The following is a 26,182-nucleotide window of genomic DNA, read 5'->3' on the forward strand; positions in this document are numbered from 1 at the left end:
GACAGCAATAACCCACTTCAATTGTCTTTCGGTGGTGCGCCAAAAGTCTTTCGTGGTTGATCCGGCTTGACCGGCAGCGAATTGGGCCCATCGGAAACCTTTGGCGCAGGCGCGCGCAACAGGTTACGCAAGAATAGCGGTGCCAATCCAGACAGCGGGTTCACCGACACTTTCGGCGATCTCATCGGCCCTGTGATGTTGTAGTTGAAGCCGATGATACCTTCGCCTTTTTTTGTAAAGACGCTTCCGATCGCATTCACCAGATAAATCGGTGATATCGCACCGCGCAAGTTAAGTGTTTCGGCGACGGTATTGATTGTGCCGTCAAAAGACAGGCCCATTGACGGGCCCACGGCGCTGCCGCTGAGAACCTTTATCTCGGTCGGAGTGATCCGCATTCGGCTTTCGATCGCAGAAAAGAAGATACCCGAGCCCGTCATCTCGTCGATCAGCCCAACCAAGCTGATCGCATTCAGCAGTGCCGCCATCGCCGGGGCATCGGTGATGTACGTATTCTTAATCTTGAGGTCGACATCATAGTTGCCAGCAGCGCCAACCGGCTCGAGGCTCATGGTCAACGTACCGCCGCGCGCTTGGGTGATCACGCCGGCAGAACGCAGGGCCTCTCCGGCATCGTTTGAGGTCAGGGAAACCGCGCTACGGTCTCCGCGCGGTGTGATCTGTCCGCTGACGGGCGCTCCTCCATTGATGCGGGCATTGAAGGCACCAGTAACGCCCCCAGTCGTTTGAAACGCACCAGTGAACCCGGTCAGCGCGATGGATTCCGTAACCTGCAGCCGATCGAGAACCACGTCCAGTTTCGGACCATTTCCGGTTCCGCCGCCGCTGCTTCCACCTTCACCAAAGGTTGCAGCGCCAAGGTTCATGATACCGCCTTGCACCCGAATATCAGGCACCGCAGATCCCCTGCTGATCAGTTCCGCCGGAACCGCCAGCCAGTTTCCGAGGTCAAACGAGCTGAATTCGACCTTGTCGAACTCTCCATCCTCGCGGAACGAAATGGTGGCAGTGCTGCGCAACCCTGCGGCATCCAGCTTTAAAGAATCCACCCGTAGCTGATCGCCCAATGTTGCGTCGACGATCATCGAACCCGACGCAGGTGGCCCCTTGCGCCACCCAAGTTCCGGAATATTCAAACCAACCCCAACTAAGTCGGATGTCGCGGTTAGCTTGATCGGCTCCCCTGCTCCGATCCCTAACGAAATATCCGCAGTTCCCCGCCCCGTCAGCATTCCCTGGGGCAGACCGGCTTTCAATTCGGTCATAAGCGCGGGCGAAAGCTCAATCTCACCCGTCAATTCGCTACGCTGTTGCTCGGTTCCGCCGATGGGTTGGCGCCACGTGGCATTCATCGGCACGTCCCCGAAAAGACCGTAGCCAGAAATTTCGACCGCATCCTGATCACCTGACAGTGTCAGACGATCGGCACTGACCGAAAACCCCGGCACCAAACGGTCGCTTTCAACTCCATCGATCTCGCCAGTAAAATGAAACTCGGTATCGTCGAACTTTAAGCCCTTTTTCATAGGCAACGACAATGTGCCGGACAGGCTGACATCCCCTGACGCAAGGTCCACAGGCAACCCCGCTTTGGTCAACAGTTCCAGCGGCGCGCGGTCAAGCAGAGACAGTGCAGCTGTCGCCGAACCCTTGGCTTGAATGCGCGCAATCGCCGGGGATTGTTGTTTGATCGAGGTGTCAGGAATGATGAAGGACGTCCCCGACGCGTCAACGGCACCGCCCTGATCGGCAATGACGATCCCGTTTTCCGCCGAAGCGGTAAATCGGTTGTTCAACAAACTGACGCGACCTTGCGCCTCTTGAATCGGAGGTAAGGTTTTGGCGAACCTGATCTTTGCGTTTTCAAACCCAAAGCCAAGGTAAATGTCAGGTTTGCTATCCGGTTGCCGCCTCAGCGAGAACTCGACATCCGAAAAATCACCCTCGTAGAGGTTTTCAGAAACCCATTTGCGCGGCTTTGGGGCTAGAATTTCAGGCCAATAATTCAGCAGGCGGTCGGATGTCATTGTGTCCAGATGCGCGTCCAATGCAGCCACCCAACCGTCGGGTTCGCCCACCAGACTGCCCGACGCACGCAACGTGTGGTCGGCATCAACCAGCGTCAATTGCCCAAGCCGCAAATCAAACGGAGCAAGCTTGAGCTGGAAATCCAGATTTGCCCGTGCCGATTCCAATGCCTCAGGGAAAAGGCCGCCGGGGTAGATGTCGATGCTGTTCAAGCTCAACTGCGCCGTCAGGCTTTCCAAAGCTCCGGTTTCGATTCCTTTCAGAAACGCCTTGCCGTCCGCCTGTATCGCACCAAGGTCCGAAACCACCGAAGCTTCGTTAAAATCCAAAACCTGCTGGCGAGGGTCGTAGGTAAAGTATGTCCGGGCCGAGTCGAAACGGATCGGTTGCGTCTCAGGCGTTGGTTGAACCGCACCTGCCCCAAGGTTCAATGTCGCAAACAGCGGACCCAAAGCCGCGTTGTCATCAATACTGCCACGCAAGGCACCGGAAATCGGAGCGTTCAACACCTGCAACCAAGAAAGCGCGAGGCTTTGACTTGCAATATCTTCGGATGGAAGGTCCGTGATTGAAACCCCAAAACTTGCCTGCGGTGTCCCCAGCACGCTTGTATAATTCGCCTCGATCGAACTGGCGTAGTCACGCCCGGTTAAAACCGAGAACCCGGTCGCAAGGCGCATTTCGTCACCGCTGCGGGTAATAGTAATGTGGCCCCCATCGAACACCCAGGCACGGTTCAGGCGCAAATCTTGATAATCGAGCGTCAGGGATTCCAGCTCAATCGACCGCAACCCGGACAGGATCGGCGACAAAAAGGCATCATCCGATTCCTCAATCAACTCGGCCAGCGTAGGAGCCCGCTGAACCGGAGAGCTGCCCGATCCGACTGTCAGTGACAGTGCGCCATCCTTATCACGAGTCAGAGCGATCTGAGCATCGCGTAAAGTAATGCGGCGCGGACGTATCTGGCCCCGCAGCAGTCCACGCATAGACAATCGCGTTCTCAGGTCCCCGACCTGCGCGATCTGCTGACCTGCCGCGTCACTGATGGTGACATCCGTCAAGCGCAACCTTGGCCGCCACTCTTCATTCACGATGAACGTGGCCTCGCCAAATCGGACTTTTAGACCGCCCAGCGAGTCATCGAGACGTTTTTCCGCCTGTGTCCGCATCCATTGCGGCGCATGCAATTGCTGCCCAATCAGAAAAAACCAGCCGAACAGGGCAAGCCCAGCCAGTAAAACGAGGGTTCCAAGCGTCGCGTAGGCAAACATGCGACGGCGTGACCTGCGGCGAGGGGGCTCGCCCTGGTCTGCACTTTTTTCTTCGTGCTGCACCAATTTGCTATCCACGCCTTTCAACCCGCTCGTGCCGCCCTATGGTAACGAACAGCACTAAAACCTTTAGCGGAGTTTCCAATGCCCGACGTCACAGACATTGCCCCTGATTTCACTTTGCCCCGCGACGGCGGCGGCGAGGTCACGCTGTCAGACCTACGCGGCGGCGCCGTCGTTTTGTTCTTCTATCCCCGCGATGATACGCCGGGCTGCACCAAGGAATCCATCGGTTTCTCGGAACAACTTCAGGCCTTTTCCGATGCAGGTGCTCACGTTTTCGGCATCTCGCGCGACAGCGTTGCCAAACACGACAAATTCGTTGCCAAACACAGCCTTACAACTCCGCTTTTATCTGACGAAGGCTCTACCGTATGTGAAGATTACGGCGTTTGGGTCGAGAAAAACATGTATGGGCGAAAATCAATGGGCATCGAACGCTCGACATTCCTGATCGACGCCGAAGGCAAAATCGCCCGCGTGTGGCGCAAGGTCAAAGTCCCGGGTCACGTAGACGAGGTACTGGAAGCGGTTCGCGCGCTCTGACCCTCTTCACCACGGTCGCCATCCGGTTTAAGACCCGCAGAGATCCAAAAAGCGGAGACAAGCGGTGTCGAAAACACTGACCCAGATGGCGACCGAAGTTCTGACCACCGCGGATGGGCGCGAGAAAACCGCCCTGTCCAAACGTCACGCTGCAGCATGGTTCCAATCCCGCGCGAATGGTGCCTCTGTGATCGAGGTCGGGACTGCGACGCCTCCGCTCTACCCGGCGCGCCCTGAAGAGCCTCAGCTTCTGTCCCCGCGAGAGGTGCCAAAACGGAAACCCGGCACCGAAGCGGGGCGGATCGCGCTGTTGCATGCAGTCGCGCATATCGAATTGAACGCCGTGGACTTGCACTGGGATATCATCGCCCGTTTTGGCCACGTGCCCATGCCTATCGGGTTTTACGATGACTGGGTGAAGTGCGCTGAAGAGGAATCGCGCCATTTCGAAATGGTCTGCGATTGTCTTGAACAGATGGGTAGCCATTATGGTGCCCTGCCCGCCCATGCAGGAATGTGGCGCGCTGCCGAAGATACAACCGAGGATCTGAGGGGTCGACTGGCGGTCGTGCCGATGGTTCTTGAGGCGCGCGGGCTGGACGTGACGCCAGGCATGATCGACATCTTTCGCAAGGCAAAAGACGACAAGGCGATCGCCGCGCTCGAGGTGATCTACGCCGAGGAAGTTGGCCATGTTGCCTACGGATCAAAGTGGTTTCACTTCCTCTGCGGTCGCGAAAACGCCGACCCCAAAGACGTGTTCCATGCGCTGGTGCGGCGCTATTTTCACGGGGTCCTCAAACCTCCGTTCAATGAAGAAAAGCGTGCCGAGGCGGGCTTACCCCCCGATTTTTATTGGCCTTTGACAGAAGACTTGCCTGCACCTGGCCGGGCCTAAAAAGCGGGCTCACGAGACCGTTATCGGCAAAATCCCGCCGAGAATTGGCGGTAAAAAACCTGTTTCTTGTGTGAACTAGTTAACAAACTTGCCGAAATCACATGGTCTGTTTATGCAGTTGCACCAAGGAACGGAGATAACTCACAACCGGTTCCGATGTTGGGGATGGACAGAGGGAAGACGCGTGCGAACACGTCTGGCAATCAAACTACATTCACTGCTCGAGCGGCATTTTCCTGAACGCCGAGTGTTTCTGAAATCTGACAATGACACGCGGTTCATCCGCCTTAGTTCTGAAACTCAGGTCGCGGCTGTGGCAGGTGTTTCGGTTATCGTAGGCTGGACGGCCGTAGCGACCGCCATCCTGCTGATGGACAGCATCGGGTCGGGCAATTTCCGCGAACAGGCAAAACGCGACCAAGCGACTTATCAGGAACGCCTGAACATTCTATCTGCCGAACGCGATGTTCGCGCCGAAGAAGCGCTCATGGCTCAGGACCGTTTCAATGCGGCGCTTGAGCAAATTTCGGCGATGCAGTCCGAGCTGCTTGCATCAGAAAACCGCCGTCGGGAACTGGAAACCGGCATCGAGGTCATCCAGACCACGTTGCGCGCGACCATGAAGCAGCGCGAAGAAGCCCGTGTTGAACTGGCCAAGCTGCAGCAGGAAAACGGTGCCGACGACGTCTATATGGCAAGTGTCGGCAACCCCGCCCAAATGGGGTTCATGACCGAAGCGTTGGCGCGAACTGCGGTAGAGCGTGATCAGATCGCAGCGGATGCCAAGGACGCGCTTGAACAGCGCGATGAACTTGAGCTGGAAATCCGGCTTATGCAGGAACGTAGCGACGAAATATTCCGTCAACTCGAAGAGGCGATGGTCATCTCGGTCGAACCACTCGACAAGATGTTCCGTCAGGCAGGCATGCCCACTGACCGTATCATCGAAGAAGTACGGCGTGGTTACAGCGGCATGGGTGGCCCCCTAACCCCCATATCCTTCAGCACGCGCGGTGAGGAACTGACCCCCGACGAAATCCGCGCCAACACTCTGCTGCAGCAGATGGATCAGCTGAACCTCTATCGCATTGCTGCCGAGAAGGCGCCATTTGCAAGCCCGGTGAACGCCGTCGTGCGTTTCACAAGTGGCTATGGCACCCGCCGGGACCCCAAAACCGGTGGCCGCCGTATGCATAACGGTGCCGACTTCGCGGGTGCGCATGGAACGGATATCTTCGCGACCGCCGACGGAGTGGTCACCCATGCTGGCTGGCAATCCGGTTTCGGACGGCTGGTCAAAATAAAGCACGCCTTTGGGATTGAGACACTTTATGCCCATAACACCAAGATACAGGTAAAGGTTGGTCAAAGGGTCTCGCGCGGGGATCATATTGCTGATATGGGTAGCACCGGACGGTCTACCGGCACGCATTTGCACTATGAGGTACGCGTGAACGGAAAACCCGTTAACCCAATGACTTACATCAAGGCTGCGAGAAATGTTTTCTAAGAGCAAAATCAACGAGCCCGGATCCAAAGAGACTGAGGCAGCAAAGCCGGCCGCTCCGGCCACACCAGCGGCCCCGGCCCCTTCGGAAAGCAAGGCAAGCACGGCACCCAAGCCCAAACCTCCGGCATCCGTTCTGTCGTCAGACCTGCACATCACTGGCAACCTGAAAACATCTGGCGATATTCAGGTTGAAGGCACAGTCGAAGGTGACATCCGTGCGCATCTTCTGACAATCGGCGAAACCGCTACGATCAAAGGCGAAGTCACCGCGGATGACGTTGTAATCAACGGCCGCATCGTTGGCCGCGTGCGCGGTCTGAAAGTGCGCCTGACCTCTTCGGCACGCGTCGAGGGCGACATCATCCACAAAACAATCGCCATCGAAAGCGGCGCGCATTTCGAAGGTTCGGTGCAGCGCCAGGACGACCCCCTGAACCCGGGCCGCGGCGGCAAATCCGGTGCAAATCCTGCGGCTGAAGCCAAGTAATAAGGCTTTTCTGCAAAGAGTATCAGCGCTGCGGTTAATTCCGCAGCGCTTTTTTGTGGACTCCCAGAACAGCCGTTTTCGGTTCCAAGTCGCAGTCAGCGCAGCTAGGCTGCAGATATGTTGATATTTTTTGTTGTTCTGGCGCTGGTCCTTGGCTTTTTTGCCTATCGCTACTGGTCCAAAAATCAAACACGCAAAAACCTGTTGGCCACCCCACTGTCGCCCCAGCAGCGTCGGGCGATTGACGCGCAGGTTCCATTGATACGTCGGCTTCCTGATGATCTCAGGGCGCATCTGGACGGCAAGGTGAACCTGTTTCTTGATCAGGTCAGGTTTCACGGATGCGACGGGCTGGACGTCACCGAAGAGATGGAGCTGGCAATCGCAGCGCAGGCCTGTCTGCTCGTGATCAACCGGGACATCTGGTACGACAACCTGACAACGATCCTGATCTATCCAAGTGCGTTCAAATCGCGCCAACGCAGGCAAGACGGTTACGTCGTCAGCGAAAAAGAGATCGTGCGCACCGGTGAAAGCTGGGATCGCGGCCCCGTAATCCTTTCATGGACGCATAGCCAACAGGGAGCATTGAATGATCACGACGGGCAGAACGTTGTATTGCACGAATTCGCGCATCAGATTGACGAACTCTCAGGCGGCACAAACGGAGTACCTATTCTGAGCGACGGTCAAAGCTTTGCTGAATGGGAAAAAGCCTTTCTGCACGCATATGACGCGCATGTACACGCCGTAGAAGCTGGGCGGCCAACCGTCATAGACCCCTATGGCGCAACTGGCCACGAAGAGTTTTTTGCCGTGTCCGTCGAGGTGTTCTTTGAACGGCCCAGGGACCTGAAGGCAGCCGTTCCTGAAGTCTATACTCAGCTCTCCAAATTGTTCCAGCTTGACCCTGCAACGTGGAAATAGCGTCGGCCAACAAGTAGGATTCACAAAAAGCGTTTTTTGAATTACATTGAACCTGTTGTTTTTAGGAGGGCTTTTTATGTCATCAAAACTGATGGCCGAGTTTTTCGGCACGTTCTGGCTTGTGCTGGGCGGTTGCGGCAGCGCCGTTTTGGCCGCAGGCGTGGCCGATGTAGGTATCGGCTGGCTGGGTGTTTCTTTTGCTTTTGGTCTGACCGTCCTGACAATGGCTTATGCCGTTGGTCATGTCTCTGGTGGTCATTTTAACCCCGCAGTCAGCCTTGGCCTGATGATGGGTGGCAGGTTCCCCGCGAAACACCTGATCCCGTACTGGATTGCTCAGGTCGCCGGTTCTGTCGCAGCGGCCGCAGTGCTCTACTTGATTGTCAGCGGCGCTCCGGGATTTGAAGGGGTCGGCAGTTTTGCAACCAACGGGTTTGATGAGGCCTCACCCGGAGGGTATTCGATGACCTCGGCGCTTGTGATCGAGGTCGTGATGACAGCGTTCTTCATCGTGATCATCCTTGGATCAACGTCACGCTGGGCGCCCGCGGGCTTTGCGCCGATCGCCATCGGCCTTGGGCTTACACTCATTCACCTGATTTCGATCCCGGTAACCAACACTTCGGTCAACCCGGCGCGATCCACAGGGGTCGCCTTGTTTGCAGAAGGTCCCGCGCTTGAGCAATTGTGGCTGTTTTGGGCGGCACCGCTGATTGGCGGTGCGATCGGGGCCGCCATCTGGAACACGATGGGCGACGACTAAGCCCCAATTAAAATGGCCCCGCTGTCAATTACGGCGGGGCCATCTATACTACTCTGTCACTGTAACGCTTTTCATGATGTCAGGCTGGCCGATGACAGCACCGTTCGGTCCTTCGCCACGTTTGATCGAGTCAACCACTTCCATGCCGCCGGTCACCTGACCAACAACTGTGTATTGTCCGTTCAGGAAAGGACCGGGCGCGAACATGATGAAAAACTGCGAGTTCGCGCTGTTGGGATCTTGCGCGCGCGCCATTCCAACAACACCGCGGTCGTAGTTGAAATCGGAAAATTCGGCAGGCAGATCAGGTCGGTCAGAGCCACCTGTACCGGCGCGACGCAGGTCACTGCCAAGGCGACCATGTTCCACGTCGCCCGTTTGCGCCATGAACCCGTCGATTACGCGGTGAAACACCACGCCATCATATTTCCCTTCGGCTGCCAAAGTGCTGATTTGTTCAACATGCTTCGGAGCAAGGTCATCAAAAAGGTCGACGGTAACGGTGCCATTTGCACCCTCACCTTCAATCTCGATCTCCAAGCCTGTGGCCAAAGCAGGGCTGGCCAAGAAAGCGAATGCGGCGGCCAGTTTATACATCGGCGGCCACCTTAACGCTGATCATGCGGTCCGGGCTCATTGGGGGTTCACCACGGGTGATGGCGTCCACATGTTCCATGCCTTCAATGACACGGCCATAGACGGTGTATTGGCCATTCAGGAAATGGTTGTCCTTGAAGTTGATGAAGAACTGCGAATTGGCCGAATCCGGGTTCTGAGACCGGGCCGCGCCCAGGGTTCCGCGATCATGGGGCAGTTTGGAGAACTCGGCCGGAACGTTCGGCAGCGATGATCCACCGGTACCCGCCATACGCAGGTTGAAACCGTCTTCCATGTCACCATGCTGTACGTCACCGGTTTGCGCCATGAAACCGTCAATCACGCGATGGAAAGCCACGTTGTCATACTCGCCGCCCCGCGCAAGCTCTTTCATCCGTGCCGCGTGCTGAGGGGCCACGTCAGGTAACAGCTCGATGACGACATTGCCGTCTTTCAGCTCGATGATAATGGTGTTTTCGGGATCTTTGATCTCGGCCATGTGGCCCTCCTGTCGATTGTCTTGCGCAAATACCTATGCCGCAAGCGTGCGAATGCCAAGTGACGCATTGACCTGAGGGCAAAAAGCCGGAAAAGAACCGCCTAAAGCGATTGGAAATGCGAGGACAGCACGATGGGTTGGAAAACACTGGACGATATGGACCTGAACGGAAAGCGCGTGCTGGTACGTGTGGATATCAACGTTCCGGTTGCCGACGGTGTCGTGACCGACGACACACGTATCCAGCGTGTCGTGCCAACAGTTCGTGACATTCTGGCCGCTGGCGGCATGCCGATCCTTCTGGCCCATTTCGGCCGCCCCGGTGGTGAGCGGAAGATGGACCTTTCTCTGCAGCAACTTGTCCCGGCCCTTGAAACTGCATTTGGCACGTCGGTTCAGTTTGCACCCGATTGCGTCGGTGATCAGGCCGAAGCCGCTGCCACCACCTTGCAACCCGGTCAGGTGCTGCTTTTGGAAAACACTCGCTTCCATGCGGCAGAAACCAAGAATGACGGTGACCTCGCCGCCGGTATGGCCAAGCTGGGCGATGTGTATTGCAATGACGCATTTTCCGCAGCGCACCGGGCCCATAGCTCGACCGAGGCAATAGCGCGACTGCTGCCCGCGTGCGCCGGTCGCCTGATGCAAACCGAGTTGCAAGCCTTAGAGGGTGCACTGGGCGCCCCGAAACGCCCCGTGACAGCCGTTGTTGGAGGCGCCAAAGTCTCAACCAAGCTCGAGCTGTTGGGCAATCTCATTGAAAAAGTCGACTACCTTGTAATTGGTGGCGGCATGGCAAACACATTCCTTGTTGCCAAGGGTCTGAACGTCGGCAAGTCACTGGCCGAAAGCGCGATGAAAGAGACAGCGGCGGACATCATGGCAAAAGCGGAAACATCGGGATGCAAGATCGTTTTGCCGTCTGACGTTGTCGTGGCCGAAAAGTTCGAAGCCAACGCTCCGCACCAGATCCTGCCAGCCGATCAGTGCACCCAAGACGGTATGATCCTGGACGCTGGCCCCGAGAGCGTGGCCGCCGTTTCCGAGGTTTTTGATCTGAGTAAAACGCTGATCTGGAATGGTCCGCTGGGTGCGTTCGAGATCGAACCGTTTGATGCCGCAACAAATGCCGCAGCACTCAAAGCAGCCGCTTTGACCCGGTCTGGAAATCTGGTTTCAGTTGCCGGTGGCGGCGATACAGTGGCCGCGCTCAATGCCTCTGGCGCAGCCAAGGATTTTTCATACATTTCCACTGCGGGCGGCGCGTTCCTGGAGTGGATGGAAGGCAAGACCTTGCCGGGTGTCGCGGCACTGGAACAATAAAATCGCCGCCTCATACGTTTTTGTTGGAACAAGGGATTCACAACCCGAATCACCTGTGTCATAGTGCTTTCAGAGGCCCGAAAAGGGCCCGTTATTGAGGCAAACTTCATACGGCGGTAAACAGAGTGTCCCGTTCCAATCGGCCCGGTTTGGGCGCAGTTTTGTTCTTCATGGTGGCTTTTATGCTGGGTGTCTATTTCACCTTCGCCGCCGTGCAGGGCGACTATGGCCTGTTCAGACGGGTCGAGATTGCAGCGGAACGGGACGCCCTGTCGCGCGACCTGGATAAACTTCAGGCCGAAATCGCAGAAATGGATAACCTGACACGTCGTCTTTCGGACACGTATCTGGACCTCGACTTGCTGGATCAACAGGCGCGTTCGGTGTTAGGCATGATCCGCGCCGACGAGATTGTTATCCGCTAACGCGCTCTACCTCACGTCAAAGCATTATAAAATAGGCGTTTCTACGCCGGATTCCGCGCGAGTGGACGCTGCGTCACATTTACACTCGCCAGATGGACCGAAATGCTTTAAGAGATAGTTTAACGCTAAACTATCTTGCCGAGAGGGGGAGATCGCCACAATGGCTGCGCGAAAGACCACAAAGAAACCAAACGTTTCTGCGGAAGAACTCACCACCTATTACCGAGAGATGCTGCTGATCCGTCGATTCGAGGAAAAAGCCGGACAACTCTACGGCATGGGACTGATTGGCGGTTTCTGCCATTTGTATATCGGTCAAGAGGCGGTCGTCGTCGGGCTTGAGGCCGCGGCTAAGGAAGGCGACAAGCGGATCACATCCTACCGCGATCACGGCCACATGCTGGCCTGTGGAATGGACCCGGGCGGCGTCATGGCCGAATTGACCGGGCGCGAGGGCGGTCTGTCCAAAGGCAAGGGCGGCTCGATGCACATGTTCTCGAAAGAGAAGCACTTCTACGGCGGCCACGGTATCGTAGGCGCACAGGTTCCGCTGGGCGCAGGTCTGGCTTTTGCCGACAAGTATAAAGAGAACGGTGGCGTGACCTTCACGTACTTCGGTGACGGCGCTGCAAACCAGGGTCAGGTTTACGAGACATTCAACATGGCGGCGATCTGGGATCTGCCGGTCGTGTTCGTGATCGAAAACAACCAATATGCCATGGGGACATCTCAGGCACGCTCGACCTCGACCAAAGACATCTACCATCGTGGCGAAGCGTTCGGCATTCCCGGTGAGATCGTGAATGGCATGGATGTTCTTGCGGTAAAGGAAGCCGGTGAAAAAGCTGTCGCGCACTGCCGCGCGGGCAAAGGCCCCTACATCCTTGAGGTCAAGACCTACCGCTACCGCGGCCACTCGATGTCCGACCCGGCCAAGTATCGCACCCGTGAAGAGGTTCAAAAGGTGCGCGAACAAAGTGACCCGATCGAACACGTGCGCGAGCTGCTGCTGACCGGCAAACACGCGACCGAGGATGACCTGAAGGCGATCGACAAAGAGATCAAAGAGGTCGTCAATCAGGCCGCCGAATTCTCCAAAGAAAGCCCCGAGCCCGCATTGGACGAGCTCTGGACAGATATTTACGCCTGAGAGGACGAATAAGACATGGCAACCGAAATTCTCATGCCCGCCCTTTCTCCCACGATGGAAGAGGGCACGCTGGCCAAATGGCTGGTCAAGGAAGGCGACACCGTATCCTCGGGCGACATCATGGCCGAGATCGAAACCGACAAAGCCACGATGGAGTTCGAAGCTGTCGATGAAGGCATCGTCGGCAAGATCCTGATCGACGAAGGCACCGAGGGGGTCAAGGTAAACACCCCTATCGCGATCTTGGTCGAAGAAGGCGAAGACGCCTCCGCCCTGCCCGCGGCTGCGCCCGCAGCTGCAGCGGCGACCGAGGCCGCCCCTGCGGCGGTTGAGGCCTCCGCTCCCGCAGCAACGGCACCGGCCGCACCGGTGGTCGACCTTTCACCCGACTGGCCTGCAGATGCTGAAATGGCACAACAAACCGTACGCGAAGCTCTGCGTGATGCAATGGCCGAAGAAATGCGCGGTGACGGTGACGTCTACCTTATGGGTGAAGAAGTTGCCGAATATCAGGGCGCTTACAAAGTCTCCCAAGGTCTGCTGGATGAATTCGGTGGCAAACGCGTCATCGACACGCCCATCACCGAACATGGTTTTGCTGGTATCGCGGTCGGGTCGGCCTTCGGCGGCCTGAAACCCATTGTCGAGTTCATGACCTTCAACTTCGCCATGCAGGCGATTGACCAGATCATCAACTCCGCCGCCAAGACGCTCTATATGTCCGGCGGTCAGATGGGCTGCCCCATCGTGTTCCGTGGTCCCAACGGCGCTGCCGCCCGCGTGGCCGCGCAGCACTCACAGGATTACGCCGCATGGTACATGCAAATCCCCGGCCTGAAAGTCGTCATGCCCTACTCGGCCGCAGACGCTAAGGGTCTGCTGAAATCGGCGATCCGCGACCCCAACCCGGTTGTCTTCCTGGAAAACGAAATCCTCTACGGTCGCTCCTTTGACGTGCCGCAAGTGGATGACCTGACCGTCCTGCTGGGCAAGGCGCGCATCTGGCGCGAAGGCTCAGACGTGACCATCGTCAGCTTCGGTATCGGCATGCAATACGCATTGGAAGCCGCTGACAAGCTAGCCGAAGTGGGCATCAGCGCCGAGGTCATCGACCTGCGCACCATCCGTCCGATGGACACCGGGGCGATCATCAACTCCGTGATGAAAACCAACCGTCTGGTGACCGTCGAAGAAGGTTGGCCGCAAGGCTCGGTCGGCAGCTACATCAGCTCGGTTGTGATGCAGGAAGCGTTCGATTACCTTGACGCCCCGGTCATCAACTGCACCGGCAAGGACGTTCCGATGCCCTACGCCGCGAACCTCGAAAAGCTGGCCCTGATCACCACCGATGAGGTGATCGCCGCCGTCAAACAAGTGACCTACCGGTAAGGAGCGACAGACAGATGCCCACCGAAATTCTGATGCCCGCCCTTTCACCCACGATGGAGGAAGGCACACTTGCCAAATGGCTGGTCAAAGAGGGCGACACCGTGTCGTCCGGCGACCTGCTGGCCGAGATTGAAACCGACAAAGCCACGATGGAGTTCGAGGCTGTTGACGAAGGCACGATCGGAAAGATCCTGATCCCGGAAGGCTCCGAGGGGGTCAAGGTCAACACAGCCATCGCGGTTCTGCTGGAAGACGGCGAAAGCGCGGATGATATTGCCGCTGCACCTGCCGCAGCCCCCGCGGCTGCACCCGCAGCCGCCGCAGGCAACGAGGCCGCCGCGCCAGCGGCGTCCGAGGCGCCTGCCCCTGGCCCGGCTGCACCGGCCAAAGCTGATGGCGGTCGTATCTTTGCCTCTCCGCTGGCCCGTCGAATTGCCGCGCAAAAAGGCCTCGATTTGGCGCAGATCACTGGGTCTGGCCCGCATGGCCGCATTGTCAAAGCAGATGTCGAAGGCGCAACAGCGACTGCACCGGCGGCAGCACCCGCTCCTGCGGCCGCAGCCCCCTCAGCGGCGGCACCGGCTGGCCCATCCGCAGACGCCGTCGCCAAGATGTATGAAGGTCGCGACTATGAGGAAATCAAGCTCGACGGGATGCGCAAGACTATTGCAGCGCGCCTGACCGAAGCGAAACAGACAATCCCGCATTTCTACCTGCGTCGCGATATCAAGCTGGATGCATTGCTCAAGTTCCGCAGCCAGTTGAACAAGCAGCTGGAAGGCCGTGGCGTCAAACTCAGCGTTAATGACTTCATCATCAAGGCCGTGGCCAATGCGCTGCAGCAGGTTCCCGAATGCAACGCCGTCTGGGCGGGCGACCGGGTTCTGCAACTGAAACCATCGGACGTAGCGGTCGCCGTCGCCATCGAGGGCGGTCTGTTCACGCCGGTCCTACAGGATGCCGACACCAAGTCGCTGTCTGCCCTGTCGACCGAGATGAAAGACCTCGCCGGTCGCGCCCGCGAGCGCAAACTTGCGCCCCATGAGTATCAGGGCGGCACATTTGCGGTCTCGAACCTGGGCATGTTTGGTATCGACAATTTCGACGCGATCGTGAACCCACCGCATGCCGGAATTCTAGCCGTGGGCACCGGGCTCAAGAAGCCGGTTGTCGGCGATGATGGAGAGCTAACAGTAGCAACCGTAATGTCCGTGACCATGTCGGTTGATCACCGGGTCATCGACGGCGCCTTGGGTGCTCAACTGCTGCAAGCCATCGTAGAAAACCTTGAAAACCCGATGGTTATGTTGGCCTGATTTCCGCATAGTCACTCGCCGCGCCGGTGTATTTCTGGCGCGGCTCTCATTTCGACTGCTGTGATGTGAGCGTCCGTGAACCGGCGACCCATTGCCCGCAGCGCAAAGCGACACCACACTCATTGCATGCCATTACGGACGCAAAGGTATGCTATGACTTTGACCCAATCAGCCCAAACGTTTCTGATCTTATTGCTGCTGGCGGCATTCGCGCCAGCAGATGCCCACGCCAAACCAAACTCGTACCCGGGAGAAAATTCCAAGTTCAATCACAAAGACCCAAATGCCGTGGCAAAATGGGAAGCCGAACGCGCGAAGAAGATTGAACTACGCAAGCAACGTCGGGAAGAGCGTCGATTGAAGCGGCTGGACAAAAAGAACAACCGCTCCAACTAAACCGCGCAAAGATCAGTTACTGATCTTTGCCTAGCATATGGTCCATTGAGATAGAGGGCTGATCGCACCCGGCTTCACCCACGATTTTGGCGGGAATACCAGCGACTGTCTTGCACGGCGGAACCTCTTGCAACACGACCGAACCAGCGGCAATGCGGCTGCAATGGCCAACTTCAATGTTCCCAAGAACTTTGGCACCAGCACCAATAAGCACACCGTTCCCAATCTTGGGGTGCCGCTGTTCTTCTTCCTTACCGGTACCGCCCAGCGTCACAGAGTGAAGCATCGAGACGTTGTCACCAACAACAGCCGTTTCCCCAATAACGATCGAGTGGGCATGGTCAATCATGATACCCTTGCCGATCTTGGCCGCCGGATGGATGTCAATTCCAAAGATTTCAGACGATCGCATCTGGAAAAAGTAGGCCAGGTCAAAACGGCCCTTCTGCCACAACCAATGACCGACGCGGTAGGCCTGCATAGCCTGATACCCTTTGAAATAAAGGATCGGCTGCAAAAGGCGATGGCATGCAGGATCGCGCTCATAAACAGCCATAAGGTCGGCCCTGGCAGCCTCAATCAGAGATGCATCATCCGCATATGCCTCATCCACGATTTCTCGCAGAACCATCATCGACATCTCGTTCGAGCACAGTTTGGCTGAAATCCTGTAGGACAACGCGCGCTCAAGGCTTTTGTGGTGCAGCACACAGGCATGTACCAGACCGCCCATAAGCGGCTCATTCTCAACTGCGGATTGTGCTTCGACCGTGATCCGATCCCAGACCGGGTCAACAGTGGCTACGTGACTGCGCTTTTCCAACATGGCTTTTGATCCTTTGCTGCGCCTAGAATGCCATTTAGTTGTAAAAACGCCAAACGCAAACCCGTGATCCTCAGGATAACGAAAATGAATGGTATAAATGACAACGACTTTTTGGCCCGCATCCAAGCTCGGCTGGCTGAACTGGACGCGAGCTCGCAAAGTGGGAAGGATGCGCAATCCGTCGTTGAATTGGATCAGCAGGCAATTGGTCGTCTCAGCAGGATGGACGCATTGCAAAACCAGGCAATGGCAAAGGCGCAACAAGCAAATCGCGACCTAGAGAAGTTAAGATTACAGGCTGCGCTATCGCGCCTTCACGACGGCGAGTATGGATATTGCGAAGATTGCGGGGAAGAAATTCCGGTCAAGCGGTTAGAACTGGATCTCGCGGCGACCAAATGCGTCAGCTGCGCGTCCGGCTAAGGTGACGCTGAACCAGGCAGCTGATTACAGTTTCAAAGCATTGGCAATAATTCAGGTCGTCAAAACCGGGCTCATCCGCGAGACGGCGTGTATGGGCCGCTGACATCAATGACCCATTCCCAAAATCGGGATGAAGCTGACCTGTTCGGCAGACATGTTCATGTGCCGTTTCAGCTTCGGCAATTATCCGAAGGCACAACCGACGTCTTTCCGGGGCCGGCGCGCACAAAAGAGCGCGCGCCGCAGAGCTTACATCACCATGAAGAATTGGACGCATGAGTTCACGCCACGGTCAGGGTCGCCGGCAGCCCCGGGCCGTAACTGGATGATACCTGCGAAATCTGGGCATCATATGATCCAGATAGACCGTCTGCGGTTTTCATGGTCGCAGAGTAAGTCCAGTGCGGGCTTGTGGTCATCGCTTCGCGCACCAATGTCCCACCCGCGCGAATTTGAACCAGATAGGCCTCGGCCTCTTCACCAAGTGGGACATCGATCCCTGACCAGTCATCCCCGTCAATTCTTGTGCGGCGTATCCATGACAGCGTGTCGCCATAACTGTCTTTTGAAACACGCAAATGCGACGGTGCGTAGGGCCTTAAACCATTGCCGTTGAAGGTTTCCACTGTGTGCACAAAGGATGCATCATCATAACCGCGCGAGGCTGGCCCAATCCGATAGTGTTTGGCAATGCGGCGCTCAGACCGCAGAAGGCTGGTTTGATAGACGCGCTGGTCCAACAAAACAAAAACTGAACCTTCGGGCCAAAAATCTGGAATTTTGGCGTCAGTGCCCAACTGCCCACGCAAACGGCCTGAAAGCTCGTAAACACCGGGGTCCGTCAGGTTTGCGCTTTGGAATTGAAACAGTTCCCAATTGTCCGGAGAACCATCCCCGATGGCCGCGAGGTTTGCACCATTCAGAATCGCTTGTCGGGGGCGAGACTCCAATTGTCCCGCGATCAGACTAACGCGCAGCGGCGCACCATCGTCCCACAATCCGGCGCTGGCGCGACGCATAGGCGATTGCGTAAAGCCAATAGTAGCTTGAGCTGTAATCACCTCTTGCAGCTCATAGTCTTCGTCGGTGCTGGAAGAATAGACAACTGCACTACCGGGCCACGGGTCAGCAGTCACCGCCATGTAGGGTGCATGCGGCACTTCTGATCCAGTGATCAGCGGCAAGTCCATGAACACAGAATAAACCGGTACAGGCGCAACAAAGGCCGTCTCGGAAACCACATCATCTGGCAAATCAGATGGTGTATACACGCCGGGTTCAACGCGCACAGCCTCTGCCATCTGCATCTCGGCCTGTTCCAAGCGGTCGATGCGGTAGCGCGCGCCGTTCGTGCCGTCGTTCAGGCTGATGACGTCGCCCGCCCCGACATTCAACTGCGAAGGTGGAAGCCCAAACCGGATCGTTTCGCGCGATACCCGGGATTCGCTGAGCCACCGTTCTGCAACCTGCCGGCCTTCGGCCCGTGTCATAGACAAAGGCATCTCGTTTTCTGAGATGGAATGCGTGCGCGCGTCAGGCAGAACGGCCTCTTCCGAAACGATGGCATGATCCGAGTCAGATTGCACAAACCGCAAGCGAACGCGTCCGGTCACCTCGGCTTCGGCCTCTCTGCGGTATTCGATGTCACCGTCAATCTCATCGCTGGCCGCGAGCAAATCGACATCCAGCTGAACTGGCGCACGCGCATCTCTCATCTGAAAGCAAAGCAAGCCATCTCTTTCAATCGCGTCAAACCCGTAACGCAACATCAACGGTTGCAGGGCTGCACGACCGTCCGAGACCTGTTCGACAGCGTAACCTCGAACAACACCATCCAAACCCGAGGTGTCGATATCCGTCACCCCCGCACCATGGCAGATTTCGGTGACAACCGAGGCCAGCGTCCGCGACCCGGAGCGCCCGTTCAGCCAATGCCCACGGGCATAGTTTGCACCGTCGCTCCATCGGCTACGCAAGTTGGGAAACGCCGGATAGGGACGCGCGTCCCAAGCCCACACGTAGGCGTTGGACATATCCACCATTCGATCGCCATAAACCTCAGAGACAGGGTTTATATGCGGATCGGACCAGTACCCCAGCATCGCTCGCAGGTATTGAACCTGCATGAAATCATCGCGTTGTCCGTTGGAATACCTTGGCAAACTGGATTCTGACGACTTCGGATCCAGGAACTTATTCGGTTGGTTCGTTCCTTTGTCTATCGCTGCGCATCCGAGCTCTGTGAACCAAATTGGCTTAGAGCCTGGAATCCACGCGGTCTGCTGGCTCTGCCGGACACCTGCAATACGCTCGTGATGCGGCTGCGACCACCAGTTGCGCAAATCCTTGTACCGCCAAATCCACGGTTCATCGTGGTCGCCATCCTCGATCGGCGTACGGATTTGAGCTGTGGCTTCTTCCGGCGAGGCATAAAACCAGTCAAACCCTTCACCGCCTTCAATATTGCTGCGAAGGTAGTCAATGTCGTAAATCGCGCGAGCACCGGCTTGCGCGTCTAGGTGATCTTCGCCTTCTCGCCAATCAGACAAGGGCATATAGTTATCGACCCCGACAAAATCGATATTTTCGTCTGCCCACAGCGGATCGAGGTGAAAATACCTGTCGCCACTGCCATCCGTGGGCTGATAGCCGAAATACTCGCTCCAATCTGCCGCATACCCGATTTTGGTTTGCGGCCCCAATAGCTTGCGCACTTCTGCTGCCAGCACACGCAATTGGGCGACGGCAGGGAAGCCCGACATTCCTCGGATTTGTGTCAGACCACGCATTTCTGAGGCAATGCAGAACGATGCCACACCACCGGCTGCCTTACACAGGGCCGCGTAGTGCAATATGAAGCGGAACAGTCCCCATTCTTCCGGGCCTGTGTACGTAAAATCGCCGTCAACAACCGAAAAGTCATTGGCGCGCGCATTCCCGAAAAACCTGGCCACTTCGGCATCTGCGGAAGCCTGTCCATCCGGGGAACCGCTGCGTCCGGGTGCCCGGCTAAGGGTAATTCGCCCCCGCCACGGAAGATGGGGTTGATCACTGGCGTCTGACCAAGGGTCCGGCAAACCGTTGTTTTGCAGCTGATCCATCAGGATGAACGGATAGAACATTACCCGCTTGCCCTTATGTTTGAGATGCCGAATGGCCTGAATAACGGACTGGTCCGTCGGCGTTGCACCATATACGGGACGGTTCTGGTCCTGTTTTACCTTTTGCGCCGCGCTGCGGCTTACACCAGCGACCCGCCAAGGCATGCTCTCGCCCTCAATGTCTTTGTGCAGAACTTTTGGTCTGATTTGGCATTGACCGCATCGAAGATCGTCACCGAACCACGAGACGATCAGTGAAGTCGCCTCACAGGAAGGCAATTCGGCATTCAGAGCCCGCACCGAGGTTACAAGATCCGACACGCCCGACGCCGAATTCACATTTGCGGCCCAGCTTTGACCCTTGCCCTTTGTGTAATTCACCTGCGCGCTGGCCAAGGCGTATTCACCCGTGCCAGGCATCAAGGCAACGCCCCGGACGATATTGGACAAAGCTTCATCTGTTTCAGGCAAGTCTGGTTGATCAAGTCGAACCACTTCGAAAGAAAACTGCGGCACACGATTTCCAAACGACGCCAACTGCAAATCTTCGATGACAACATAAGCAGTACCCCGATATGCCGGGACATTGCCTGCACCTTCAACCGCTTCAATCAGTGGGTCGGGCAGTTGGGTCTGGGTTCCATGATAAACCCTCATGTTCAGCCCAGCGCGCTCAATTTCCTCACCATCGGCCCATATGCGCGGGATATCTGCGATGGTCCCTGCACCAACTGCGATCGCCAGGGAAACAGAGTAACTGTAGCTATTGGTGGTGGTAGTAACCTCGGGAGTTTTAGGTGAACCCTTGCCTCCTCCTCCGCCCTGAGTGGTCGTGGTGCTGCTTCGCGTTTCCAAAAAGTCCGAGGCCCAAATGACCTGACCGCCCACGCGCATACGCCCAAAAACGGTCGAGACAGGTGCACCCTCCCCGGTTTCAGTCAACCTGAACCGATCAAGGCGTCCTGTCTCAACGACTTCGCTACCGCCACCCATGACCGATTGGCTCATGAGGCGTTGGTCAATCACACGGCCCAAGGTGGCACCAATGGCGCGCCCGACCACGGCGGTGGACAAACCCGCGACAGTGCCGCCGATGGCACCACCAATCGCTGCACCAGCAGCAGAGAGTACGATCGTCGCCATTTACTTGCCCTCCGCAGGAAACCCAAAACACGCGACCACCCGACGCCGCCAGGGATCGCTCAAGGTATTTTCCACAACACCGTGTCCGGAATAGGCATGGATAAAGCGCGGTGTCTCGCCGTCGTCGCTGACTATTCCCACATGCTTGGCAACCCGCCCCTCTCGCATCCGAAACAACAACACATCGCCCTTTCGCAGATCATCAAGCTCTTTGGTCAATAGATGGCGGCGGGCCGCAGCCCACATGCGTTCCTCTCCCTGAGGTTCGGACCAATCCATACTGTAGGTCGGAGTCTCTTCTGGCTCGGGCCCAAACAGTGCTCGCCAGACCCCCCGCAACAACCCCAAGCAATCGGTTCCCGCACCTTTGACGGATGCCTGATGCACATAAGGTGTCCCCAACCACGAACGGGCTTCGTCAACGACCTGATGTCCGGTAACGCTCATCGTAGGCTACCCCCTTTGTTTGGATTTCCTTTTTTGGGTACTGCCATCACCCAATCCTCACCGGGAAGGTCCGGAAAGCCTTGAAAGTTCAGAAGGTTGTTGAATTTTTTGCGGCAGGTCACCATCCGCTTGTCGCAACCAGCCGTAAGTCTGACACGGTCGCCCACGGCAAGCCCCCCGCCGATCCCAGACCACAACGTGATACGGCGACCGCGCGACAGCTTGAGATCCTCTTTTACGGATGCCCACAACCCGGCGGCCGCGCCCGAGATAACATCCAGCCGCCCTCGCTCGAACCAGGAAGCGTCTGGCCCATCGGCGCCTATCAGATGCAAAACGCTGCCCGCCGTCAGATCAGACACTTCCGCCTCAGCAGTAAACCCAGCTGTGCTGGTATCAAACCGACAGGCTTGGTCACCTAAGACGGCTGTACAGGGTTTTTGGTAGATCCGACCCAGCGGCCTGTTCAACAAATCGGTCAAACCGCGTAGCTCGGCGTGGAAAGCACCGCCCGCCCGACGCATTTCGCCAATCGACCCGCGAAACTGCAACATTCGCTGTTCCGGGGCAGCCCAATTGACCAGCCAGGCCAGAACTTCGGCCCCGTCAAAGCGACCAGCTTCAATATCTGCGTCAGTAACGGCTGCATCGGATAGGGCGCCCATCGCCTCAGAGTTGTCGATGGAAAGGCCAGTGGCCTGCTCAATGGCAGAGGCGGTCAAGCCGGTGCTTGCCTTGAACACAAGACCTTCGAAATTCAATTCCATATCGTGGTCGGTAAATCCAAAGAACTCGCCATCCGAACGCTTGATCGCCCAACAACGGCAAGTCGTTGTCAGACCGGTCTGCAGATGCGCAAACAGGTCGTCTTTGCCTTGGTCGATCATACCCGCACCTCCACTACAGGGACGTTGGGTACGTCGCCTGCCTGAAAGCTGGCCACGCTGGTCTGGATCTTATCTGTGTCGAACCGCACGGGAACGTCGAATTCGAACCCGGCTGTGATTTCAACACCATCAGGTGGTGGATCGGCAAATGTGACAAGGCCGCGGGTGAGGTCGACGTCGAAATCTACGCCTTCTCGAACTTCGTCCTGGTCCAACCCTACTTTTACTGTTCCCAATACCGGCTTGATTATGGGACGTACGTACTGGAACCCGCCGGAAGCGTAAGTCTTGATCAATTGAAACTCAGACTTCAGGCCATCCCCGCTGGCAATCACCTGATCGGCTTTGTCGGCCTCCTCTGACGCGGCACCAGACTTGTAGTCGGACCAATCCTTCCAACGGAACCCGAACATTTGCCCTCTGCGCGCTTCGAAGAACGAAATAAGGGTCTCGATATCGTCCAGTGACCGCATTCCAAACCCAGCGTCATAGCGACGGCGGGAATGAGCCCAGGGCGTGTTGCGTTCCTCGAATCCGTTGGCGAGTGTAACGATATCCGTGCGCCGCTCTGGACCACCGACCGAGCCAAAGCTCAGGCTGGCGGGAAATCTCACCTCGTGAAAATTCATGCCTTGCTCCCCTTATCTGTTGCGACTTCCGCGACCCAGCGCGCGGCTCATCTGTGCGGCGATCTGACTTTGGCTGCGGCGAAAACCCTGCACATCGGGCGTGGTGATGTTCATCACCACATTGACCGCACCGCCGCCGCCCGAGGTACGCACGCCCAACTTGCCGTCCGGGCCACGTGCCAAAGGCATGATCGCCTCTGGACCTGCCTCACCCATCAGGCCGGTCGCACCACGCATCGGGAACGTTGTCGGACCGCTGATCACACCACCATTGGCAAACGGCATCACCCGGCCCTGACTAAAGCTACCACCGTCTGCGAATGGCAGGATGCCCTGAACAAAACTGCCTATCCCGCCAGCGATTATGCCACCGAAATGATCCGCCACAGGTTTGATTGCCGCCGAATAAGCCGTGCGGATCATCGAGTTCTTAAGCACGTCCAGCGCGTCCGACAGGTTCATCCCGTCCAGAACCACGCCGTCAAATGCCTTGCGCAGACCACCAGACATGCCGCGTTCCAACGTCGCCACGTCTTTACCCGTCTCTTCAAAGGTTTGTTTGATCCGCTTCATCTGGCTGTCAAATGCTGCCGCCATGGACGCCGCATCCCCCAGCGAGTCGCCCAGCGCCTCGCCTCGCTCCTGCAGGTCGTCCAACCCGTCACGATCCGTCGTCATCATGCTCTCCTTGTTTCTTGTCGGGGTATGCCGCCAGCAACGCGTCCAGCCCCGCCCGGTTCATCGCGGGCATCCCTGCACCCTGCCCCAGCATCAACCGCAGCTCGGCCGGGGTCAGACGCCAGAACTGTTCCGGCGTCAGACGCAGGCCGGTCATCCCGGCCCGCATCAGGGCGGGCCAGTCGAACCCGCTCACCGCTCCGGTACCATGAAGGCGCGTGCCAGCAGTTCAGCCGCCGCACGGGCGCCCGCCATCGGACCGCCCTCGATCTCGGCGCGCAGCATGTCGGCACGCGATACATCCGCCCCACCGCCCCGCAGACCCGCCACGATCAGCGCCAGCACATCACCGCTGGAATAGGCCCCGCCTTCGAACCGCTGCACCAGTTCCACCAGTGTCCCGGTACCCAGTTCCTGCTCCAGTTCCGCCAAAGCACCCAGCGTCAGCTTGAGCACCCGCAGCTCGCCATCGATGGTCAATGCCACCTCACCCGTCCACGGATTGGCCATCGGCTTACAGCGCCGTAAAGGTCAGGGCGCCGGCGCTGGCGAGGCTCATCTCATAGGTGGCCTCGCCGTTATGCGAGCCCGCATATTCGATGCCCGTCACCTGAAACGCGCCTTCGACAATGCCGAAATCGGGGATGATCACCTGAAACGCAGGCGTCTCACCGTCAAAAAACAACTGACGCGCACGCTCATCGGTACCCTCGTCCTTGAACACACCCGACCCCGAGATCGAGGCCGATTTGACCCCCGCACCCGACAGCAGCTCGCGCCATCCGCCCTGACTTTCAAGGCTGGTGACATCCACACTTTCCGCGTTGAAACTGACCCGCGTGGCGCGAAGGCCCGCGATGGTCTCGAACAGGCCCGAGCCGTTCATATCCACTTTGACCAACAGGTCTTTTCCGTTCTGGGCAGCCATATGCTCTCTCCGTTGATTGCTTAGTCGTCTTCCACGCGGGCGCGGAATCTCAGGTCGATCTGGCGGATCGCGCCGCCCGTTCCCGTGCGCCGGGCGCTGGCGCGCTCGAACCACAGCCCCACAAGGCGGCCCCGTTCCAGGGTTAGTGCCGCGCCTTTCAGCGCGTCACACACCGCGCCCGCCAGCGTCTTGGCCGCGCCAAAACCAGCGGCCTCGGACACCACCGATACGGTGAACCGATGCACAGCCCCCGCGCCCGATCTGTCCGAGGCATCTCGCACCTCCTCGGGGCCCAGCGTCACATAGGTTTGGGGCACCGCCCCCGCCGGAACCGCGTCATAGATCGCGCCGCCTGACAGCGTGCTGACCTGCGCGTCGCCCGACAGCTGTTGAAACACCGCCGCCTGCAAAGCGGCTGATACGCCGTAACTCATGCCGCCACCTCTTCATCCGCGAAACAGGTCAGGTACTGGCCGCGCGGGTCGCGCTCGGCCACCGCGCGGATCACGAACCGGCGCGTGCCCTCTGAGAACCGCTGATCCGGGGTTGGGCGCATCGCCGATCCTTCGGGCGCGCCGCGCACCACGATGCGATAGCCAACGCGCGAGACCGGGACACCTGCAACAGACCGCTCGGACCCGCTGCGGGCCGTGACCTCGGCCCAAACCGTTCCCACGGCGGCCCATGTCTCGGTATACCCACCAGCCCCATCCGCGCTGCGCACCGGTGCCTCAAGCACCAGCTTTCTGTTCAATCGGGGCGTCTTCATTGCGCCACCCCGGCACCAAAGCGCACAACCCGGTAGCGTTGGATCAGGCTTGTGACGCCAAAGGGCATACAGCCCGCGCCCAAAGCCGTCTCATCCCGGTATTCATAGTAATGCGCGGCCAGCAACAGCACCGCCTGCCCCAGATCAGCGGGCAGAGCGCCCCAATCCGCAGCCATCCCGGCGGTGAAGGCAATCTTGACTGATCCACCCGTGGGAATGGTCGGCAATGACGCCCCCGCAGGGCGCAGACGCGGGCGCTGGCTGTCATGGGCCAGACGATACCGGGCACTGTCCACGACCGTGTCGGTACCGGTCGGATCGGTCACAGTCACCGCGCTGATCGCTGTGACCGGGGCCACCGGCAACACCTCACCCGCTGCATCGCGCCATCCGTTCAGATCCCACGAAAACTCACGCGCGATCAGCACCTTGCCGGTGCGCGCCTCAATCGCTGCAATCGCTGCACGCAGAAAACCTTTCAGAACTTCATCCTGCACGCTGTCCTCGGCAAAGCCGGTCCCCAGCCGCAGATGCGCCTTGAACTGATCCACCGGCAGCGCCGCATCCGCGATGGCGGTTTCTTCGATCAACATCATCCATACACTCCGCAATCTCGGACCCCTCCGGGGCCGTAACTTCAGGAATTGGCGGGCACGCGCCGCCCCACGTTGCTCGGACGGAGGGGAGCAGCTAGACAACGCAAGGGATATCACCCCGGCCCGCGCCCGCCGCCTTGGGGGGC

29 protein-coding genes are annotated in these 26,182 nt (G+C 57.9%); 13 read left to right on the forward strand and 16 right to left on the reverse strand.

Features of this window, described 5'->3' with window-relative positions:
* Positions 1-17 precede the first annotated feature (17 nt).
* Complete coding sequence (locus tag ACR0DG_RS02535; RefSeq protein ID WP_480694001.1) at positions 18-3,323, reverse strand: YhdP family protein; 3,306 nt, start codon at positions 3,321-3,323, stop codon at positions 18-20.
* A 144-nt stretch (positions 3,324-3,467) separates the two neighbouring features.
* On the opposite strand from ACR0DG_RS02535, the gene ACR0DG_RS02540 reads away from it, so the two are divergent.
* The 6 genes from ACR0DG_RS02540 to aqpZ all read left to right on the forward strand — a co-directional run bounded on the left by ACR0DG_RS02540 (position 3,468) and on the right by aqpZ (position 8,514).
* Positions 3,468-3,929 carry a peroxiredoxin gene (locus ACR0DG_RS02540; protein ID WP_480694003.1) on the forward strand — a complete coding sequence of 154 codons (462 nt, stop codon included), beginning with the start codon at positions 3,468-3,470 and terminating at the stop codon, positions 3,927-3,929.
* 85 nt (positions 3,930-4,014) lie between these two features.
* The gene (locus ACR0DG_RS02545; protein WP_480694971.1) at positions 4,015-4,827 is read left to right on the forward strand and encodes a ferritin-like domain-containing protein; all 813 of its coding nucleotides are present in this window, start codon (positions 4,015-4,017) and stop codon (positions 4,825-4,827) included.
* Between the two features lie 184 nt (positions 4,828-5,011).
* Positions 5,012-6,337 carry a DUF5930 domain-containing protein gene (locus tag ACR0DG_RS02550; RefSeq protein ID WP_480694005.1) on the forward strand — a complete coding sequence of 442 codons (1,326 nt, stop codon included), beginning with the start codon at positions 5,012-5,014 and terminating at the stop codon, positions 6,335-6,337.
* Positions 6,327-6,824 carry a bactofilin family protein gene (locus ACR0DG_RS02555; protein ID WP_480694007.1) on the forward strand — a complete coding sequence of 166 codons (498 nt, stop codon included), beginning with the start codon at positions 6,327-6,329 and terminating at the stop codon, positions 6,822-6,824. Before ACR0DG_RS02550 ends, ACR0DG_RS02555 begins: the two co-directional genes overlap by 11 nt.
* Before the next feature lie 117 nt (positions 6,825-6,941).
* Complete coding sequence (locus ACR0DG_RS02560; RefSeq protein WP_480694009.1) at positions 6,942-7,751, forward strand: M90 family metallopeptidase; 810 nt, start codon at positions 6,942-6,944, stop codon at positions 7,749-7,751.
* A gap of 76 nt (positions 7,752-7,827) precedes the next feature.
* Complete coding sequence (gene aqpZ, locus ACR0DG_RS02565; protein WP_480694011.1) at positions 7,828-8,514, forward strand: aquaporin Z; 687 nt, start codon at positions 7,828-7,830, stop codon at positions 8,512-8,514.
* A gap of 48 nt (positions 8,515-8,562) precedes the next feature.
* Here the strand turns inward: aqpZ and ACR0DG_RS02570 are convergent, their stop codons facing one another.
* Positions 8,563-9,111 carry a peptidylprolyl isomerase gene (locus ACR0DG_RS02570; protein ID WP_480694013.1) on the reverse strand — a complete coding sequence of 183 codons (549 nt, stop codon included), beginning with the start codon at positions 9,109-9,111 and terminating at the stop codon, positions 8,563-8,565.
* Positions 9,104-9,610, reverse strand: a complete 507-nt coding sequence (locus ACR0DG_RS02575) for a peptidylprolyl isomerase (protein ID WP_480694015.1) — start codon at positions 9,608-9,610, stop codon at positions 9,104-9,106. Before ACR0DG_RS02575 ends, ACR0DG_RS02570 begins: the two co-directional genes overlap by 8 nt.
* Positions 9,611-9,742: 132 nt before the next feature.
* Here ACR0DG_RS02575 and ACR0DG_RS02580 point away from each other — a divergent pair, with 132 nt between their 5' ends.
* From ACR0DG_RS02580 to ACR0DG_RS02605, 6 genes are all read left to right on the forward strand, one after another.
* On the forward strand, positions 9,743-10,933 hold the full coding sequence (locus tag ACR0DG_RS02580) for a phosphoglycerate kinase (protein WP_480694017.1): 1,191 nt from the start codon (positions 9,743-9,745) through the stop codon (positions 10,931-10,933).
* Between the two features lie 125 nt (positions 10,934-11,058).
* Positions 11,059-11,358 carry an FtsB family cell division protein gene (locus ACR0DG_RS02585; RefSeq protein ID WP_480694019.1) on the forward strand — a complete coding sequence of 100 codons (300 nt, stop codon included), beginning with the start codon at positions 11,059-11,061 and terminating at the stop codon, positions 11,356-11,358.
* 160 nt (positions 11,359-11,518) lie between these two features.
* Positions 11,519-12,508, forward strand: coding sequence for a pyruvate dehydrogenase (acetyl-transferring) E1 component subunit alpha (gene pdhA / locus ACR0DG_RS02590; RefSeq protein ID WP_480694021.1), 990 nt, complete (start codon positions 11,519-11,521; stop codon positions 12,506-12,508).
* Between the two features lie 15 nt (positions 12,509-12,523).
* A complete protein-coding gene (locus ACR0DG_RS02595) occupies positions 12,524-13,897 on the forward strand; it encodes a pyruvate dehydrogenase complex E1 component subunit beta (protein ID WP_480694023.1) in 1,374 nt (457 codons plus the stop codon).
* A 14-nt stretch (positions 13,898-13,911) separates the two neighbouring features.
* Positions 13,912-15,213, forward strand: coding sequence for a pyruvate dehydrogenase complex dihydrolipoamide acetyltransferase (locus tag ACR0DG_RS02600; RefSeq protein ID WP_480694025.1), 1,302 nt, complete (start codon positions 13,912-13,914; stop codon positions 15,211-15,213).
* A gap of 192 nt (positions 15,214-15,405) precedes the next feature.
* Positions 15,406-15,609 carry a hypothetical protein gene (locus tag ACR0DG_RS02605; RefSeq protein WP_480707028.1) on the forward strand — a complete coding sequence of 68 codons (204 nt, stop codon included), beginning with the start codon at positions 15,406-15,408 and terminating at the stop codon, positions 15,607-15,609.
* 16 nt (positions 15,610-15,625) lie between these two features.
* Here the strand turns inward: ACR0DG_RS02605 and cysE are convergent, their stop codons facing one another.
* The gene (cysE, locus tag ACR0DG_RS02610; RefSeq protein ID WP_480694029.1) at positions 15,626-16,435 is read right to left on the reverse strand and encodes a serine O-acetyltransferase; all 810 of its coding nucleotides are present in this window, start codon (positions 16,433-16,435) and stop codon (positions 15,626-15,628) included.
* An 84-nt stretch (positions 16,436-16,519) separates the two neighbouring features.
* Here cysE and ACR0DG_RS02615 point away from each other — a divergent pair, with 84 nt between their 5' ends.
* Positions 16,520-16,858, forward strand: coding sequence for a TraR/DksA family transcriptional regulator (locus ACR0DG_RS02615; RefSeq protein ID WP_480694031.1), 339 nt, complete (start codon positions 16,520-16,522; stop codon positions 16,856-16,858).
* On the opposite strand, the gene ACR0DG_RS02620 is transcribed toward ACR0DG_RS02615, so the two are convergent.
* From ACR0DG_RS02620 to ACR0DG_RS02675, 12 genes are read right to left on the reverse strand one after another with little or no spacing between them, the layout of a single operon-like run.
* Complete coding sequence (locus ACR0DG_RS02620) at positions 16,839-17,135, reverse strand: DUF7742 family protein (protein WP_480694033.1); 297 nt, start codon at positions 17,133-17,135, stop codon at positions 16,839-16,841. The two genes, ACR0DG_RS02615 and ACR0DG_RS02620, sit on opposite strands and share 20 nt — an antisense overlap.
* A gap of 4 nt (positions 17,136-17,139) precedes the next feature.
* Positions 17,140-21,102 carry a baseplate multidomain protein megatron gene (locus ACR0DG_RS02625; RefSeq protein WP_480694035.1) on the reverse strand — a complete coding sequence of 1,321 codons (3,963 nt, stop codon included), beginning with the start codon at positions 21,100-21,102 and terminating at the stop codon, positions 17,140-17,142.
* Positions 21,103-21,549 carry an NlpC/P60 family protein gene (locus ACR0DG_RS02630; RefSeq protein WP_480694036.1) on the reverse strand — a complete coding sequence of 149 codons (447 nt, stop codon included), beginning with the start codon at positions 21,547-21,549 and terminating at the stop codon, positions 21,103-21,105.
* Positions 21,546-22,436, reverse strand: coding sequence for a DUF2163 domain-containing protein (locus ACR0DG_RS02635; protein WP_480694038.1), 891 nt, complete (start codon positions 22,434-22,436; stop codon positions 21,546-21,548). The genes ACR0DG_RS02630 and ACR0DG_RS02635 overlap by 4 nt, the downstream gene beginning before the upstream one ends.
* Positions 22,433-23,065: a phage distal tail protein, Rcc01695 family gene (locus tag ACR0DG_RS02640; protein WP_480694040.1), complete on the reverse strand. Its 633-nt coding sequence runs from the start codon at positions 23,063-23,065 to the stop codon at positions 22,433-22,435. Before ACR0DG_RS02640 ends, ACR0DG_RS02635 begins: the two co-directional genes overlap by 4 nt.
* A 12-nt stretch (positions 23,066-23,077) precedes the next feature.
* Positions 23,078-23,743 (reverse strand): phage tail tape measure protein, encoded by a 666-nt coding sequence (locus tag ACR0DG_RS02645; protein ID WP_480694042.1) that lies wholly within the window; start codon positions 23,741-23,743, stop codon positions 23,078-23,080.
* The gene (locus ACR0DG_RS02650; protein ID WP_480694044.1) at positions 23,727-23,939 is read right to left on the reverse strand and encodes a rcc01693 family protein; all 213 of its coding nucleotides are present in this window, start codon (positions 23,937-23,939) and stop codon (positions 23,727-23,729) included. The genes ACR0DG_RS02645 and ACR0DG_RS02650 overlap by 17 nt, the downstream gene beginning before the upstream one ends.
* Positions 23,936-24,253 carry a gene transfer agent family protein gene (locus ACR0DG_RS02655; protein ID WP_480694046.1) on the reverse strand — a complete coding sequence of 106 codons (318 nt, stop codon included), beginning with the start codon at positions 24,251-24,253 and terminating at the stop codon, positions 23,936-23,938. The genes ACR0DG_RS02650 and ACR0DG_RS02655 overlap by 4 nt, the downstream gene beginning before the upstream one ends.
* A gap of 4 nt (positions 24,254-24,257) precedes the next feature.
* Entirely contained in the window at positions 24,258-24,671 is a 414-nt protein-coding gene (locus ACR0DG_RS02660; protein WP_480694048.1) for a phage major tail protein, TP901-1 family, read from the reverse strand.
* Between the two features lie 20 nt (positions 24,672-24,691).
* Positions 24,692-25,105, reverse strand: a complete 414-nt coding sequence (locus tag ACR0DG_RS02665; RefSeq protein WP_480694050.1) for a DUF3168 domain-containing protein — start codon at positions 25,103-25,105, stop codon at positions 24,692-24,694.
* A complete protein-coding gene (locus ACR0DG_RS02670) occupies positions 25,102-25,440 on the reverse strand; it encodes a phage head closure protein (RefSeq protein ID WP_480651932.1) in 339 nt (112 codons plus the stop codon). Before ACR0DG_RS02670 ends, ACR0DG_RS02665 begins: the two co-directional genes overlap by 4 nt.
* Positions 25,437-26,036 carry a head-tail connector protein gene (locus ACR0DG_RS02675; RefSeq protein ID WP_480694052.1) on the reverse strand — a complete coding sequence of 200 codons (600 nt, stop codon included), beginning with the start codon at positions 26,034-26,036 and terminating at the stop codon, positions 25,437-25,439. Before ACR0DG_RS02675 ends, ACR0DG_RS02670 begins: the two co-directional genes overlap by 4 nt.
* Positions 26,037-26,182 lie beyond the last annotated feature (146 nt).

Source organism: Ruegeria sp. BG8 (assembly GCF_056538325.1).